This is a genomic window from Pseudoclavibacter helvolus (assembly GCF_014191305.1).
In the GTDB taxonomy this organism is placed as follows: Bacteria; Actinomycetota; Actinomycetes; order Actinomycetales; family Microbacteriaceae; genus Pseudoclavibacter; species Pseudoclavibacter helvolus.
Map to the genome: position 1 here is coordinate 333,544 of NZ_JACHWJ010000002.1, position 14,580 is coordinate 348,123.

At 68.1% G+C, this 14,580-nt stretch carries 10 protein-coding genes and 3 pseudogenes; 4 read left to right on the top strand and 9 right to left on the bottom strand.

What is annotated here, in order from left to right; all coding sequences use genetic code 11:
* Positions 1-96: 96 nt before the first annotated feature.
* The 4 genes and pseudogenes from FHX72_RS08450 to FHX72_RS08465 all read right to left on the bottom strand — a co-directional run.
* Entirely contained in the window at positions 97-504 is a 408-nt protein-coding gene (locus FHX72_RS08450) for a VOC family protein (RefSeq protein WP_068477800.1), read from the bottom strand.
* Between the two features lie 391 nt (positions 505-895).
* Positions 896-3,945, bottom strand: a pseudogene (locus tag FHX72_RS08455) (alpha-mannosidase).
* 42 nt (positions 3,946-3,987) lie between these two features.
* Positions 3,988-4,748, bottom strand: a pseudogene (locus FHX72_RS08460) (carbohydrate ABC transporter permease).
* A gap of 113 nt (positions 4,749-4,861) precedes the next feature.
* A pseudogene (locus tag FHX72_RS08465) lies at positions 4,862-5,176 on the bottom strand (carbohydrate ABC transporter permease); the annotation flags it as partial.
* A gap of 41 nt (positions 5,177-5,217) precedes the next feature.
* Here FHX72_RS08465 and FHX72_RS08470 point away from each other — a divergent pair.
* The 3 genes from FHX72_RS08470 (at position 5,218) to FHX72_RS08480 (ending at position 7,673) form a co-directional block, all read left to right on the top strand.
* Positions 5,218-6,291: a DUF475 domain-containing protein gene (locus FHX72_RS08470; RefSeq protein WP_183624376.1), complete on the top strand. Its 1,074-nt coding sequence runs from the start codon at positions 5,218-5,220 to the stop codon at positions 6,289-6,291.
* Between the two features lie 61 nt (positions 6,292-6,352).
* Positions 6,353-7,015, top strand: coding sequence for a carbonic anhydrase (locus FHX72_RS08475; protein ID WP_068495003.1), 663 nt, complete (start codon positions 6,353-6,355; stop codon positions 7,013-7,015).
* A gap of 49 nt (positions 7,016-7,064) precedes the next feature.
* Entirely contained in the window at positions 7,065-7,673 is a 609-nt protein-coding gene (locus tag FHX72_RS08480) for a class I SAM-dependent methyltransferase (RefSeq protein WP_183624378.1), read from the top strand.
* Positions 7,674-7,686: 13 nt separating this feature from the next.
* Here the strand turns inward: FHX72_RS08480 and FHX72_RS08485 are convergent, their stop codons facing one another.
* The 5 genes from FHX72_RS08485 to FHX72_RS08505 all read right to left on the bottom strand — a co-directional run bounded on the left by FHX72_RS08485 (position 7,687) and on the right by FHX72_RS08505 (position 13,083).
* Positions 7,687-8,682, bottom strand: a complete 996-nt coding sequence (locus FHX72_RS08485) for a putative zinc-binding metallopeptidase (RefSeq protein ID WP_183624379.1) — start codon at positions 8,680-8,682, stop codon at positions 7,687-7,689.
* 102 nt (positions 8,683-8,784) lie between these two features.
* Positions 8,785-9,603 (bottom strand): carbohydrate ABC transporter permease, encoded by an 819-nt coding sequence (locus FHX72_RS08490; protein WP_068477790.1) that lies wholly within the window; start codon positions 9,601-9,603, stop codon positions 8,785-8,787.
* Complete coding sequence (locus tag FHX72_RS08495) at positions 9,600-10,514, bottom strand: carbohydrate ABC transporter permease (RefSeq protein WP_068495012.1); 915 nt, start codon at positions 10,512-10,514, stop codon at positions 9,600-9,602. The genes FHX72_RS08490 and FHX72_RS08495 overlap by 4 nt, the downstream gene beginning before the upstream one ends.
* 17 nt (positions 10,515-10,531) lie before the next feature.
* Complete coding sequence (locus tag FHX72_RS08500; protein ID WP_183624381.1) at positions 10,532-11,890, bottom strand: ABC transporter substrate-binding protein; 1,359 nt, start codon at positions 11,888-11,890, stop codon at positions 10,532-10,534.
* A 101-nt stretch (positions 11,891-11,991) separates the two neighbouring features.
* Entirely contained in the window at positions 11,992-13,083 is a 1,092-nt protein-coding gene (locus FHX72_RS08505) for a carbohydrate kinase family protein (protein WP_183624383.1), read from the bottom strand.
* A gap of 120 nt (positions 13,084-13,203) precedes the next feature.
* Here FHX72_RS08505 and FHX72_RS08510 point away from each other — a divergent pair, with 120 nt between their 5' ends.
* On the top strand, positions 13,204-14,553 hold the full coding sequence (locus FHX72_RS08510) for a 6-phospho-beta-glucosidase (RefSeq protein ID WP_183624385.1): 1,350 nt from the start codon (positions 13,204-13,206) through the stop codon (positions 14,551-14,553).
* The last annotated feature ends 27 nt before the right edge of the window (positions 14,554-14,580 follow it).

Below are 14,580 nucleotides of genomic sequence, written 5' to 3' on the forward strand. Positions count from 1 at the left end.
GGCCACAGGATTGTGGCGTTGTGCTGTTCCGGATGCGCGGAACAGCGTTGTGCCACAACCCTGTGCCCGCGCCTCGCCTGCGCCGAGCAGTCGCAGCTACTTCGAGACGAAGAACTCCAGCGCGATCTGGTCGGGGTCCTTGAAGCTCAGAGCGCAGCCGTACGGCGCCTCGACGATGCCGCTGTGCTCGATGCCGTGCTCGCTGAGGTGGCTTGCCCAAGCCTCGAGCTCGTCGCGGCTCTCGACGGTGAAGCCGATGTGGTCGAGCCCGGGGGAGAAGGGTGAGAAGCTGTCGGCCCCGTCGCCAGCGCCCTTCGCGCCCCGGTCGTGCTGCGTGAGACCGAGGTTCGTGCCGCCCGGCAGCGCGAAGAGCTTGCGGTGCAGCTGGTTGTCGTCGATCTCGGTCGCTGGCTCGAAGCCGAAGACCTGCGCGTAGAAGGCGACGCTCGTGTCGAGGTCGCGCACGGTCACCGCGAGGTGATGGATGTTCGTGAAGGTGGGCATCGTCGCTCATTCCTGCGCGTGGGGGTCGCGCGCTCAGGAGGCCATCTAACGCCTGCGCCGCTGGGAGGCCCCAGCACGCAACCTTCGGGTGTCAGAGAGTTCGCCTCAGGGAGCCCGGCTCGTTTCGGGCGTCAGGTTCGCCCACAGGGGTGTGGCTAAGTGCGGTTGCCGTGCGTTGCAAGAGCACTTGCCCACAACTTTGGCGGCAGGCAGCCGCGGCAGGCAGCGGCGGCAGGCGGCAGGCGGCAGGCGGCAGGCGGCAGGCGGCGACAGGCGGGAGCGTGGCGGAGACAGCTGTGGCGAACCGCACCCCAGGAGTCAGAGGGTGCGGTTCGCCACAGCCTCGGACCGGGCGGGCAGCGCAGTCTGCGCCGCCCGGTCTCCCCAGACGTCAGCGCAGCACTGACACCCCACGGAAGCGCAGCGTGACCAGCTGGAACGGGCGCACCGAGAGCGCCAGCGCGCCCTCCGCATCCACGATCGCCGTCTGGTCGACGTCACGTTCGAGCAGGTCGGTCTCAGCGACCGACTCGAACGCGAACCCGGGCGTCACGACTGCCCGAGCCTTCGCACCGCGAGCCTCATACAGGCGGACGACGACGTCGCCGCTCTGGTCCTCGGCCAGCTTCACGGCCTCCACCATGACGGCCGGGTCGTCGACCGTCAGCAGCGGCTCGATCGCCGCGGCTCCGGTCACGGCGCGCGGTGCGACGTTGAGCCGGTAGCCCTCAGCGGCCGCGTCCAGCACATCCGCACCCACTCGCACCGAGGTGCGGAGCACGTGCCGGCCCTGGTCGGCGTGCGGGTCCGGGAAGGTGGGAGCGCGCAGCAGCGACTCCCGCACGAGGGTGGTCGTGCTGCCGGCTTCGCGGGTCGTGCGGGTCACGTCGTGCCCGTACGTCGAGTCGTTCGCGACGGCGACCCCGTAGCCGGTCTCGCCGACGTGCACCCAGCGGTGCGCGCTCGTCTCGAACCGTGCGACGTCCCACGACGTGTTGCGGTGGATGGGGCGGTTGACGTGCCCGAACTGGATCTCGGACGACGACCGCTCCGCGTGCACATCCAGCGGGAACGCCAGCTTGAGGAGCTTCTGACGCTCCTGCCAGTCGACATCCGTCGTCAGGTCGAGCGTCGGACGCCCGGCGCTCAGCGACAGCTCCTGCACGAAGGTGCTCGAGCCGTGCGAGCGAGACACGCGCACGACGACCCGGTCGGTGTCCTCCGAGACGACCTCGATCGAGTCGACCGAGCGGATCGGGCGGCCGTGGCGCTGGTAGTGCACGTCGATGTCCCACGCATCCCACTGGGCGGGGGTGTCGCGGTAGATCCACAGCTCGGCGGCGCGCTCACCGGCCGGAACCAGCTCGAGATCAGCGGCGATGTCGAAGAGCGACGACACGAGACCGTCGGCGTCGATCGTGACACGCACCAGCGAGTTGTCGAGCACGAGGGTGTCGCCGGAGCGCGTGAGCGTCACCGGGGCACCGTGCGAGGCGGCACCTGAGTTGGCACCGGATGCGCCACCACCGAGCGCGGGCACCCCGTCCACCGCGTACGGTCTGGCGTTCGCGAGCAGTGCCGTCTCGCCGGCGCCCGTCAGCGAGCCGAGCGCCGACGCGATGAGCGTCTCGAGCTCACCCGCGACGCGCTCGTAGTGCTCCTCCGCGACCTGGTGCACCCAGGCGATGGAGGAGCCCGGCAGGATGTCGTGGAACTGCTGCAGCAGTACCGTCTGCCAGGCTGAATCGAGCTCGGCGTACGGGTACGCGGCTCCCTTGCGGATCGCCGCGGCGGTCGCCCAGAGCTCTGCCTCGCGCAGGAGGTGCTCGCTTCGGCGGTTGCCGCGCTTCGTGCGCGCCTGCGAGGTGTAGGTGCCGCGGTGGAACTCGAGGTAGATCTCGCCGGACCAGACCGGGGCTGCTCGAGCTCGGCCTCCGCCTGCTCGAAGAACGCCTGCGGGCTCGTCATCTCGACCGTCGGGGACCCCTCGAGGTTGCGGGTGCGCTCGGCGGCCGAGACCATCTCGCGCGTCGGGCCGCCGCCGCCGTTGCCGTAGCCGAACGGCACGAGCGACGAGTTGGCCTCGCCCTTCTCCTTGTAGTCGCGCTGCGCCTTGTGCAGTTCCTCCTGTGAGAGCACGGAGTTGTAGGTGGCGACGGGCGGGAAGTGCGTGAACACCTGCGAGCCGTCGATGCCCTCCCAGTTGAACGTGTGGTGCGGCATGACGTTCGTCTCGTTCCACGACGGCTTCTGCGTCAGGAAGTACTTCGAGCCGGCTGCCTTCACGATCTGGGGGAGCGCCGCCGAGTAGCCGAAGGAGTCTGGCAGCCACACCTCTGGCGGCTCGATGCCGAACTCGCGGATGAAGAAGCCCTTGCCCGCGACGAACTGGCGGGCCATGGCCTCGCCGCCAGGCAGGTTCGTGTCCGACTCCACCCACATGCCGCCGACGGGCACGAAGCGCCCGTCGAGGACGCGCACCTTGATGCGCTCCAACAGGTCGGGGTAGTGCTCCTTCATCCACGCGAACTGCTGCGCGGACGAGCAGGCGAATAGGAAGTCGTCGTTCCCGTCCATGAGCGACAGCACGTTCGAGAAGGCGCGGGCGCACTTGCAGATCGTCTCGCGCACGGGCCACAGCCAGGCCGAGTCGATGTGCGCGTGCCCGACGGCGACCAGGTGGTGGGCGCTTGCGTAAGCGGGGGAGGCGAGCAGGGGCGCGAGCACCTCGCGGCCGGCTTTCGCCGTGCTGGAGATATCGTCCGGGTCGAGCGTGTCGATGAGGCGCTCGAGCCCGCGCAGGATCTCCGCGCGCCGAGGCTGCTCCTCGCCGAGCTCGCGCCACAGGCCATCGAGGGTCCACACGTCCTGCGCCAGCTCCCACACGGGAACGTCGCGCAGGCCGATGTCGAGCACACCTGTGCGGTAGTTGGGGGCATCGCCCGAGGTGGCGAGGTCGCCCATGGGGGTCGGCGCGTAGACCGACTCGCCCTGCACGTCCGGGTTCGAAGCGGCCTCTATATAGAGGTCGATGCTGTCGCCTGGTCCGATCTCGAGCGGCACCGCGGTGTTGCGCGGCTCGATGGCCTTCAGGATGTGCCCCTCGGGGGTCCAGACGAGCCCCTCGGCCTGGAAGCCGGGGTGGCCGCTCACGAAGCCGAGGTCGACGAGCACCTCGACGCGAGCATCCGTCATCTCCCAGTCGGCGGGAACCGTGCCGGTGATGTGGAACCACGTGGTTCCCCACGGGCGGCTCCACTCGTCGCCGACCCGGAAGGGCGCGTACTCCTGGGCGACGGCCTCGGCGAACGGCACGGGCTCGCCCGGCACATCCCACGAGGTGAACGTGAGCGGCACGCGCTCGCGGTAGATGGCGGGGGTGAGGCGTTCGGAGACGAACCGGCGGTTCCGGAGGTCGACGAACTGCGTGGGGTCAGGCATGGGGCGCCTTTCTGCGTTGGAGGAAGAGGTGGAAGTCGTAGGTCAGCCCTTGACGGCGCCGGCGAGCGCAAACGAGCCGCCGCCGAGGCGGGACACGAGCACGTACAGCGCCAGGACCGGCAGTGAGTAGAGGAGCGAGAACGCGGCCAGCTGCCCGTAGGCGACCGCGCCGTACTGGCCGAAGAACGAGAAGACGCTCACCGCGGCGGGCAGCTTGTCTGGGCTCAGCAGCAGGATGAACGGGATGAAGAAGTTCCCCCAGGTCTGGATGAAGACGAAGATGAACACGACCGCGATGCCGGGGCGCCGTCCGTCCAGGCGGCCTCCTCGAGGGAGACGGGCACCGAGTCCATGAAGTTCTTCATCATCCAGATCGCCATCGGCAGGGACGTCGCGGCGAGGAAGAGGATCGTCCCGAACATGTTGTCGATGAGGTTGAACGCCACGAACAGCGCGTAGACGGGCACCATCATCGCCGTGATCGGCAGGCAGGTCCCGAACAGCACCCCGTAGAGGAACGGCTTGTTGATGCGCGACTTGTACCTGGAGAGGGGATACGCGGCGAGGATCGCTGCGAGCACCGTCACGATCGCGCAGCCGCCGGAGAGCACGAGGCTGTTCCAGAGCGGGATGAGCGAGATCTCCGGTGTGAGGACGGCCGTGAAGTTGGCGAACGACGGGGCTTCCGGCCACTTGACCGACAGGGTGGCGGTCGAGTCGAAGGACGCGAGCACCAGCCAGACGAGGGGGAGGAGGAAGATGACGCCGATGACGACGAGCACGATGTTGGCGAACCAGCGCATCGCCCGCCCGCGCGGGGCGGCTGCGCTCGTCTCGATGTGGTGGCTGCCGGTCGCGATCGACCTGGTAGTGGGCGCGGGATCAGCCGCGGCCACGGATGTGTTGAGTGACATGGTCAGTCCACCTCCGGTTTGAGCGCCCGAATGTAGGCGACCGAGAAGAGCGCGCCGACGAGCAGGAGCATGGTGGCGATGGCGGTGCCGAAGCCGAGTTGGCCGAAGCGGAACGCCTCTTGGTAGGCGAGGAGCGGCAGCGTGGTGCTGTCGGTGCCCGGCCCGCCGTTGGTCATGACGAAGATGAGCGCGAAGACCGAGAGCGTCTGCAGGGTCGTGAGCATAAGGTTCGTCGAGATGCTGCGGCGGATCATGGGCAGCGTGATGAGGGCGAAGCGCTGCCATCCCGTCGCGCCGTCGACCTCCGCCGCCTCGGTATTTGCGAAGTTCAATTCGACATGTCCTGACCGTTCCTGCTGTGTTGGCCGTCGTTGTCGGCGTCGTCGTTTGGGAGATGCTCCGCCTGCAAATCGCCGTCGCGTTCCTCTTCACGGTTGTGCTTGAGATCGCAATGGGCGTCAAATCGTCCGTGCCGATGGCAGGCGTCGCGTCCCGAATCGACGATCGGTCCCGTCGAGTGTTTCTGACCTTCGGCATCGTGCTCGGGGTCGTCTTCGACAGGCTCCTGATTCCTGAGCTCGCGGTCGCGGCGGAGCACCTGAGTACTGGAGACGTGGGGCGAGCGCTCCGCGAGATCGTCGACGAGCCTGACCTCTTTGCGGCGGACCTCCTGGCGGTTCGACCCCTTCTCGCAGCATTCGGGGCGGTCTTCGTGTGGCTCGTGTTCGCCGAGTACCTCTTCAACACCGACCGCACGGAACGACGGGCGTGGCTGGGGGCGCCGGAAGCCGCGCTGGCCAGAGTGGAACGACCGTGGCTGGTGTCTGCGATAACGGCCGCAGCAGGCGCGACCACCGTTGCCGTCTTCGTGGAAGGGACCTCCTCGGTCGTGATCCTCGCGATGGGAGCCGCTGGCGGTGCGACGTACGCTCTCTCGAAGGGCATCTCGCGTTGGGCTCGTCGCAGCACGGGGCGCCGCGCCGTCTCCGTGCACGCAGGTACCGTCATTTTCGAACGCGCCCTCGTGATCTTCCTCATGTGCGAGATCCTCGACGGTGTGTCGGTCCTGCAATCGATGAAAGTTGTGCCGCAGCCCATCCTGCAGATCCTGGTCGTTGGCGCTGCCGTGACGGTTGGTGCCGTGGTTCTTGCACGCGCCAGCAGCCGAGTCGTCGAAGCCGAGGGGCTCAGCAGGAACAAGCATCTGCGTGCGGGGGCCGCCTACGTTCTCGGCGTCCTGAGCATCATGCTTTGGGCGAGTCTCCTCTTCCCCATTCCTGGCATCATCGCCGCCTGGGTGGGTACCGTCATCATTCTGGCTGCCTTTGTCACCTCCTGGCAGAGCTGGGACGACCTCAGGGCCAGCCTCTTACGCCGCACCCCCACGACCCAGAGCAAGCTGACGCCGGATGAAGCCGAACTCCCGCGCTAATGCGTCGGCGCCCATTGCAAGCCAATACCCTAAACAGCAGGCCCCAGATGAAAGAGGAAACATGACTGCACCCCGCGTGACGCCACAGGAAGCCTGGGATGACCTCGTCCAGGGCAACGAACGCTTCATCAAGGGCGATCTGCTCCACCCGCAACAGAGCGCAGCCCGCCGCACCGAGATATCCGGCAGCCAGGCGCCGAACGCCGCGTTCCTCGGGTGCTCCGACTCGCGAGTCGCCGCGGAGATCCTGTTCGACTGTGGCCTTGGCGACCTGTTCGTCGCCAGGAACATGGGCCAGATCGCCAACGAGAACACGACCGCGACCATGGAGTTCGCCGTTGCTGAGCTCGGTGTTGCCGTTATCGTCGTGCTCGCCCACGGCTCGTGCGGCGCGGTCAAGGCCGCCATCAACCAGACGACGGCGCACCCACGCGACGTGACGCCGGCCATCAAGGACGAGCTTGCGCGCATCCAGCCGTCGGTGCAGGAAGAGTGGTTCACGAGCGACCAGTCGACTCCGTACGTCGATGAGGCGCAGATCGACCCAGACGCCGTCGGCCGCCGCCACCTGTACTCGACGATCAACGCACTCGTGCGCAGCTCGCGCGTGATCAGCGACGCCGTCGCGAGCGGTGCACTCAGCATCGTCGGCTGCCAGTACGAGCTCGCCGACGGGCGCGTGGCACCTGTCACGGCCATCGGCCAGCTCGCCATCACCCGCTGAGCCGGCGTGTCCGGTCGCGCGGCGCGAGAGGCTCCGTCGAGGTGAACTAATGAGCGTCGAAGACGCCTCAAAGGCTTACGCCGAGCGCGCTCGGGAGTACGCGGACCTGCTCGGCAGCATCTCAGCGACCGCCGAGCAGGACCGCGAGCTCATCGGGTCATGGGCGCACCGGATCGAGGGTCCAGTGCTCGACGTGGGCTGCGGGCCAGGGCACTGGACGGCATGGCTGCGAGACCGCGGGGTGGACATCGGGGGAGTCGACCCTGTTCGCGAGTTCCTGGCCATCGCCGCGGACCGCCACCCGGGCTGCGAGTTCCGGCACGGCACCGCCGAGGCTCTCGACGTGGCGTCGGCGAGCCTGGGCGGCGTACTTGCCTGGTACTCGCTTATCCACCTCGAGCCGTCCCGCCTCCCGGTTGCGCTCGCGGAACTCGCCCGGTGCATTCGCCCGGGCGGCGGGCTACTTGTGGGCTTCTTCGAAGGGGCGAGGGTCGCGGCGTTTGAACACCGGGTGATCACCGGGTACACATGGCCGATTGCCGAGCTGGCCGCCCTCATCGACGGCGCAGGGTTCGCCGTTCAGGAGGCTCACGCGCGCACCGACTCAGGCGCGCGACCGCACGGGGCGCTCGTCGCGGTGCGCGTATCCGGAGACTAGGACGCCGAGAAGATCAGGCGGGGACGTGCGGCGGCCCCCGAAGGGAGTGCACGAACGCGAGCTTCTCGATGACCTTGTCCGGCAACACAAACGGGTAGAGGTCACGCTGCCCGAGCGAGCGGTTGACGACGTTCATGGCGGTCGCGAACGGCATCCAGCTGTTGATGACCACGTCGCGAGCAGATGCGCCGGGCTCCGGCGCGGGCAGCAGCTCGAACGCCACCGCCGTCTCGAGGGTGTCCTGGATGTGCAGGTAGTGCGCCCAGGTCTCCGCGAAGTCCTCGTACGGGTGCATGGTCGCGTAGCTGCTGAGGTAGTCGTCGCGCCAATTCTCCGGTGGGCCCTCCTCGTAGTGGCGGTCGATCTCTGCCTGGTAGTCGGCGCGCTCTTCTCCGAAGAGCTCCCGAGCCTCGTCGATGCGCGAGGTCAGTTCGACGAGTTGCCACTCGTAGTAGTGCCCGCTCTCGTGGCGGAAGTGCCCAAGCATCGTGCGGTAGGGCTCTTCGAGGCGCTGGCGCACCTGCTCCCGGTAGCTGTCGTCGCCCTCGGCGAGGTCGATCGTGATGACGCCGTTGGCATGGCCGATCGTGACGTTCTCGGAGACGCTCGAGAGCAGGTCGAAGACCGGCGCCTGCCCGACGGTGGCGGGCTCGCCGCCCTCCTGGGGTCGCGTCGCGAAGCCGAGGCGCGTGAGATCGCGCACGAGGTGCCGCTTCGACTCCTCGGCGACGGGGAACAGCTTCAGGCCCTTGGCATCGGCGTTGCTCGGCCGGGTCCGGGTCAGCTGGCAGCTCTCGCAGAGTCCTGACGGCTGCGCCGTCAGCCACGTGCATCTCGCGAGTTCAGCGTTGCTGCACCGCCGGAGGCCGGCGTCCTGTGCAGCGTTGCCACCTTCGACGAGCACGTCGTCGAGGCCGAGGACGTAGCCCAGCTTCGACGAGCATCGCTCGCAGGACACCGAGTCGAAGAAGACCTCGTTCTCGCACACATCACAGTGGAACCGTCGCACGGGGGAGCCTCACTTCTGCCGCGGCTCAGGGGTGCCGCGACGACCGACGCATCGCTGTACGCGGGGTCAGGTGGGAGGCCGCGGCGCTTGACATTGCGCCGGCTACTCGCGAACGGCCCCCTCGAGCATCCCCTGGATGAAGTGGCGCTGCAGGAACACGTAGAGCACGACGACGGGCAGCGCCACCATGATGGCGCCCGCCGCGAGCAGCGCCGTACCCTGCGTGTACTGCCCTTGGAAGAACGCGAGGCCGAGGGGCGCCGTGCGCACGCTACCGTTCGGCGACATGACGAGCGGGATGAGGAACTCGTTCCAGGTCCACATGAACGTCAGCAGCACGAGCGTCAGGATCGCGGGTCGGCCGATGGGCACGAGCACCTGCCACAGGATGCGCATGGAGCCTGCCCCGTCGAGCTTGGCCGCGTCGATGAGCGCCTGGCTGGAGGAGCGGAAGTAGGTGCGCATCCAGAACGTGCCGAACGCGATCGACATGGCGATCTGGGGAAACGCGACGCCCCACACCGTGTTCGTGAGGCCCACGGTGCGCAGGTCGAAGTAGAGCGGAACGATGAACGCCTCCGTCGGCACCATGATGCCGAGCAGGAACAGGTAGAAGATCGGCGTCGCGCCGCGGAACTTCATGGTGCCGAGCGCGTAGCCAGCGAGGATGGACGCGAGGACGGCGACCACCACCACGATCACCGCGACGACCACCGACGTCAGCATGTACTGCCCGAACCTGGCGACCTCCCACGCCGTGGGGAAGTTCTCCCAGTGGAAGACTCGGCCCTCCTGCGCGACGCTCGCGTTCTCCGGCCCGAACGCAAGCGTGACGATGACGCTGATCGGCCCGAGGATGACAAGCCCGAAGACGCCGAGGATCAGGTAGTTCGCGACCTTCTCGAACGGGGAGACCTTCATGCGCGGTCTCCGATCCGGTTCACGACGAAGTTGATGGCGAAGACGATAAGGGTGAGCACGGCACCGACGGCCGTTGCCGCCCCGACCTCGCCGAGTTCGAACGCCCGGCGGTACACCTCGAAGCTCGGTACGGTCGTGGACGTGCCTGGCCCGCCGCTTGTCGTGACGTAGATCAGGTCGAAGGTCTTGAGGGCCGCCACGATCGTGAGCGTCAGCGCCACCGTGATCTCGCCGCGCACGGAGGGCAGGGTGATCGAGAAGAACTCGCGTACGGGCCCGGCCCCGTCGAGCCGCGCCGCCTCGTACAGATCCTTCGGCACCCTGCTCATGCCCGCCATGAGCAGCACCGTCACGAGGCCGAGCGACACCCACGAGCCGATGAGGCCGACGGCCGGCAGCGTGAAGGTGTAGTCGCCGAGCCACGCGCGCGTCCAGCTCTCCAGCCCCACGAGGCGCAAGAGCCCGTTGAGCGGCCCGTCCGGCGCGTAGATCTGCCGCCACGTGACGGCCACGACGACCATGGCGATGACCTGCGGCAGGAAGATGAGCGTGCGGAAGAACCCAAGCCCGCGCACCTGCGCGCGCGTGAGGATCGCCGCGAGCATGAGCCCGACCGCGAGCGGCAGGATCGAGTAGAAGAAGATGAGCACAAACGCGTGCCCGAACGCCTCCCGGAGGCGCTCGTCCTGAACGATCTGCACGTAGTTGTCGAACCCGACGAACGTAGATGCGCCCAGCCCATCCCACTCGAAGAACGAGAACTGCACGGCTCGGACGAGCGGGAACAGCAGGAACGTGCCGTAGAGGATGAACGCGGGCGCGAGGTACGCGAACGGCACCCAGGCGGGGGTGCCCCTGCTGGCACCCCTCGCCGGGCGGCGTCCACGCGCCGTCGTGCTCGAGTCAGACATTCGCCGCGAGGTTCGCGCTACTCGTTGTCGGCGACGAAGGCCGCGTAGTCGGTCTCGAGCGCTTCCGTGAACTGCTGCGGGGTGAGCTGCCCGTCGATGAGCCCCTGCAGGGACTGGCCGATGGTGTCACCGAAGGTCGGCGTTGCGTAGTCCAGGTACGGGAGCACGCTCCCAGACTCGGTGACTTCGCCGAAGGCGCCGTAGATGTCGGCGAAGACGCCGGACTCCGGCGCGAGCTCCGCCGAGTTGTTGACGGGCAGGTTGCCAGTGTCGGCGAGGATCTGCATCGCTTCGTCGCTCGTGAGGAAGTCGATGTAGGCCGCGGCGACGTCGGTGTTGTCAGCTGCGGAGGTCATCGCGAAGGGCAGGCCGGTTCCGCCGGTCGTCGCGAGCGTGCCCTCGCTCGTCTTCGGCACGAAGAAGCCGAGGTCGTCGCCCATGCTCGCCTCGAGGTCAGCCGCAAGCCAGGAGCCGCCGATCAGGAAGACGCCGTTGCCGCCCGCGAGGGCCTGCCAGGCGGCGTCGTAGTCGGTGCCGTTCACGCCGCTGTTGAAGTAGCCGTCGTCAACCCAGCTCTTGAGCTCGGTCGCCGCCTCGACGTTCTCCGGGGTGGTCCAGCTGGCGCCAGGGTTGCCGAGCCCCAGGTTCGTGATGCTCTCCGCATCCACGTACTCACCCTGCAGCGGGCCGAACACGTGACCCGCCGGCCACTGCTCGATGTTGCCGAGCTGCAGCGGCGTCTCACCTGCCGCCTTCGCGGTCGCGAGCGCCGCGTCGAACTCGGCCCAGGTTCCAGGCACCTCGACGCCGATCTTCTCGAGCTTCGCCTTCGAGTAGAAGATGCCGACGACCTCGCCGACCTGGGGGAGGCCGTAGAGGTTGCCCTCGCCGAACACCTTCGCGTCCTCGCTATAGGTCGAGTACTGCAGGATCGACTCCTGGTAGCGGTCGAACCAGCCGTACGCCTCCGCGTAGTCGTCGAGCGGACGCAGCTGACCCGCTTCGACGAACGCTCCCATCGTGTTGCGGCCGTTGTTGGCTTGCACCACGTCGGGCGCATTGTCGTCGGTCAGCGCAAGACGGAGGGTCGTCGCAAGGTCGTCGAAGGCCTGCGAGTTCCGTTCGATCGTGACGTTCGGGTAGAGCTCCTCGAACGCCGCGTTGAGCTGCTCGATCTGCTCGTTCTGCCCGCCGCGCACCTCCTGGTCCCAGACCGTGAGGGTCACTTCCCCGACCTGCGAGATGTCGGTGCTGATCTCACCAGCCGGCGCAGCTGGAGCATCCGTCTGCCCAGTGCCTGGGGCGCAACCCGCCAGGGCGAGGGCAAGCGCCAACCCGCCAGCGACTGCCGCGGTTTTCCGGTGCTTCTCGTTCATGTTGGGCTTCCTTCTCTTGCTGGCTGCGGGGGAGCAGAGGGTAAAGATATCGGTTGGGGAGCTCACGTGGCGGGCTTCGTCACTCAAGCTGCGAGGGCCATTCAAGTGGCCGGGAAATGGTCGATGAGGCGGAAGGTCGCCTCGGCGCGGCGCACCGCCCCGGGGCGCTCCGGCGGGAGCACATCTTGCAGGAAGCCGTAGCGACTGATGAGGTCGGCGTCACCGGAGGCCCGCGTCGCATCCCACCAGTCGGAGATGTCACCCCATCCAGGGGCCGCGAGCGAGCCGCCGAACTGCTGCACGGCGAGCGCTGAGCAGAGCGCAGAGAACTTGAGGCGCTGCTCGAGCGGCCAGTCGCGCAGCGTACCGAGGACGAAGGATGCGCCGAACACGTCGCCGGCGCCCGTCGCGTCGTACGCGCGAACGGGCACAGCCGGGACACGCACTTCCTCGCCCGTCGCCGAATCGATGCCGATCGCACCGTCCTTGCCGCACGTCACCACCACGAGCGGGACGTGCGCTGAAAGTGCGCGCGCCGCGGCGAGCGGGGAGTCCGTGCGCGTGTACTCGACCGCCTCGCGTTCGTTGGGCAGGAACGCGTAGCAGGAGGAAAGCGGCTCGAGCACAGCCGGGTCCCACGCGCCGGTGTCGTCCCAGCCGACGTCCGCGAAGATCCTGGTGCCCTGTTTCGCGGCCCGCAGCCACCACGGCTCCTGCTCGAGGCTCGACATGACCCCGAGCTCCGTCAGCGCCGTGCGGCTCGACACGCCGTCGCTCAGCAGCGCGTCGCTCGAGATCGGACTCGGGTGCCCGTGCGTGATCATGCTGCGGTCGCCGTTCTGCGCCACCGAGACCGTCACGGCGGTGTGCCAGTTCTCGAAGCGCCGCGAGTGGCTCAGGTCGATGCCCTCGTGCTCCTCGAGCAGCTCCCAGCACCAACGGCCGTAGACGTCGTCGCCGAAGACCGACGCGAGCGAGGTCGTGAGACCGAGGCGGCTTGCCGCCACGGCCAGGTTGGCGATGCCGCCCGGCGTCGAGCCCATGCCCTCGGCCCACACCTCGGTGCCGGCGCTCGGCACTCCGTGAAGATCGGTGAAGACGATGTCGAAGAAGACCGAGCCCGCGAGCACGACGTCGAAGCGCGCATCCACGACCGCACCGGTCGGTGGAGTCTGGCGGTGTACCGAAGCCATCGCGATTCCTCTCGCTCTCAACAGCAGTGTCTGAGCTTCAAGTATGTTCGATCACTGGTGGAGCGCGCTTGCGGTTTCCCGCGCGGTGGTCGTCGACGCGAAAGCAGAGGTGTTGTTCTCATGAAGCTCACGATCATCGGAGGCGGAGGGTTCCGCGTTCCCCAGGTGTTCGAAGCGGTGGCGTCAGACGAAGCCCCGGTGCGCATCGACGAGCTGACCCTCTACGACGTGTCTCCCGAACGGCTCGCGATCATCCGCGTCATCGTCGAACGCATCGCGAGCGAGAAGCGCTTCGCGCCGCGCGTCACGGTGACCACCGACCTCGAAGAGGCCCTGCGTGGCACGGACTTCGTGTTCAGCGCGGTCCGCGTCGGCGGGACGGCGGGGAGGGTCGCGGATGAACGCATCGCCCTCGGCCTCGGGGTGCTCGGCCAGGAGACCGTCGGCCCTGGCGGGTTGGCGTACGCGCTCCGCACGATCCCGCTCATGGTCTCGCTCGCCGAGACGATCCGGCGGGTCGCGCCGGAGGCCTGGGTCATCAACTTCACGAACCCGGCCGGCATCGTGACGGAGGCGATGCGCGGAGTCCTCGGCGACCGGGTCGTCGGCATCTGCGACACCCCGATCGGACTCATGCGCCGCGCGGCGGCGGTCGCGGGGGCAGCGGCGCCAGGGAGCGCCGGAACCGCGTCGACCGTGGCGTTCGACTACGTCGGCCTCAACCACCTCGGCTGGCTGCGCTCGCTGCAGGTCGACGGCGTCGAGCGCCTCCCAGAACTGTTGGCTTCCGATGCCGCACTGCAGCGCATCGAGGAGGCGCGCCTGCTCGGATTCGACTGGGTGCGGGCGCTCGGCGCGCTGCCCAACGAGTACCTGTACTACTACTACTTCACGCGTGAGGCGAACGAGAGCATCCGTGCTGCCGCGACCACGAGGGGCGAGTACCTCGACGCGCAGCAGGGCGAGTTCTTCGCGAACCCGGGCTCGGACCCGCACGAGTCGTGGATGCACACCAGGCACGAGCGCGAGGCGAGCTATATGGCGGAGAGCCGCGAGGAAGGTGAAGAGCGCGAGGTCGAGGACGTCGCGGGAGGCGGCTACGAGAGCGTCGCGCTCGACCTCATGGCGGCGCTCTCGTCTGGCAAGCCCGCGACGATGATCCTCAATGTGCGCAACGGGTCGCTTGTGCCCGCGCTCCCGGAGGACGCCGTGGTCGAGGTCGGCTGCGTCGTGGACGCCGACGGCGTGCACCCGTGGCCCATCGCCCCCGTCGAGGGGGCGATGCTGGGGCTCATGACGCAGGTGAAGTCGGCCGAGCGCCTCGTCATCGAGGCCGCGACGAGGGGATCTCGTGAGCTCGCGTGGCGAGGCTTCGCCGCGCATCCGCTTGTCGACTCCGTTGGCGTCGCCCGCAAGCTCGTCGACGGGTACAGCGCACACTTCGAGGGCATCGGGCGACTGCTGCGGTAGTTGCCGGCGTAGATGCGTCGGCGTGTG